This is a genomic window from Spiroplasma sp. ald, assembly GCF_044714355.1.
Classification (GTDB): domain Bacteria; phylum Bacillota_I; class Bacilli_A; order Mycoplasmatales; family Mycoplasmataceae; genus Spiroplasma; species Spiroplasma phoeniceum.
The window spans coordinates 1-1762 of the sequence record NZ_RXFY01000150.1; the positions used below are offsets into that span (position 1 = coordinate 1).

Consider the following 1762-nt stretch of genomic DNA (forward strand, 5'->3'; position numbering starts at 1 on the left):
TTTTAGTAAATGGTTTAATTTATTATTCTTATTCAATTTCTATGTATTTTTTAAAACCCTTCTTTTTTCCATGCGACCTTTTAAATTTATCTTTTATAACTTAATAATGCTTTACCCTTAACATTTATTGTTAATTTTTGTGCTAATTCCACAGTTATTGCTGATTCACCTGCTAAAAGTTCTGTTGTTCCGATGGTTATTTTTCCTTCAACAACTGTTACTTGTGCTCATTTTATAGTATTTAAATCAAGTTCTCGTGTTTTTGTTAATAAATGTAATGTAAAATATTCATTATCAATTAAAATTCCTTCATTACGATGAACAATTTGATTAGTTGAATCAGGAACTGTTGTTACATCAAAACATTCTTGTAAATGAAGCGGACGAAAGTTTCCATCTTTATCAGCACGATCAAAGTCATAAAAACGATATGTTATATCTGATGAACGTTGTAATTCAAAAACTGTTACACCTGGGGTAATGGCATGAACTTTACCTGGAGGAACATATAAAAAATCCCCTTTTTGTACTTTTACTTCTGTAAATATTTGTGTTCATGCCTTTTTTTCAACCAATTGAATTAATTCTGCTTTTGTTTGAGCATAATGTCCATAAATCATTTTAGCATCAATAGGGCAATCAAGGATATATCAGCATTCAGGTTTACCTAACATTTTGTTATGTTTTAAGCTATATTCATCATCAGGATGAACTTGAACTGATAAATAATCATTTGCTGTAATAATTTTGGATAATAAAGGAAATTCTTTATCAGTAGTTCCAAAATATTCTGGATGATTTGCAAAAAATGTTTTTAATGATACTCCCGTCTCAGAACCATTCGCAATATAACTCATTCCATTATCTAACGCACTAATAACTCATGCTTCACCATATAAGTCATTTGTTGGCAATTGAAAACCAAAATCCGCTAATTTTTGTCCCCCTCATAAACGTTCTGAAAAATATGGTGTCACTTTAATTACTTTATACATAAATGTCCTCCTCAGTTTTTCTATTATATTAAACCACAAAAACTGAAAAAATAATATTATCATTAAAATTTATAGTAAGATATATTTAACTAATAAAATGATTGGAGTCAACAATGGAAATTATTCGTATTCGAAGTTATCTTAAAAAAATTAAATGGCATTTATTATGACTTTTTGCTGCATTAGGTATTGTAACAATTATTTTTATAATTATTTTCCTAGCATTAAAAAACATGTCATCACAAGATAAATTAATTTATTGTTCAATTTTTCTTGTGGTTAATTTAATTATATTATTTATTAATTATTTTATTATTAAAAACCCCTTTATTTTTTCAAAAATTTATTATTATGACAACAACAAAAATCGATTACGTTTAAGTTTATATTTTTATTTTTTTGTTTTAATCATTACAATTGTTTTCTTCTTTTTAACTTTAATTTCCATCCAACTAATTTTAAAAACAACTTTTAGTCTTGATTAAGCGATTGTGATATGTTGGCTTAGGATATGTTCTATGAAGTTGTAGTATTATTGGTGGATTTAATACCATTAATTTAATTATTTTAAATAAACCCATTCCACCACAAAAATCTACTACCTAAAATCATACACTAAAACTCATCGCAAAACAGTAGACTTCTTGCATAACCGATTAAAATATTTACAATTATTTTAATCGGTTATGCAAGAAGTCTATTATTATGTTGTAACAAGTAAAGAATTTGTATCTCTTTATGCTTGCATTACAAAATAAAAAGTAAAG

General features: G+C 26.0%; 2 protein-coding genes. One reads left to right on the forward strand and one right to left on the reverse strand.

Annotated elements, in window-relative coordinates; translation table 4 throughout:
• Positions 1 to 86: 86 nt before the first annotated feature.
• Positions 87 to 995, reverse strand: a complete 909-nt coding sequence (locus EHU54_RS05725) for a type I phosphomannose isomerase catalytic subunit (RefSeq protein WP_400249434.1) — start codon at positions 993 to 995, stop codon at positions 87 to 89.
• Between the two features lie 113 nt (positions 996 to 1108).
• On the opposite strand from EHU54_RS05725, the gene EHU54_RS05730 reads away from it, so the two are divergent.
• Positions 1109 to 1480, forward strand: a complete 372-nt coding sequence (locus EHU54_RS05730; RefSeq protein ID WP_400249435.1) for a hypothetical protein — start codon at positions 1109 to 1111, stop codon at positions 1478 to 1480.
• The last annotated feature ends 282 nt before the right edge of the window (positions 1481 to 1762 follow it).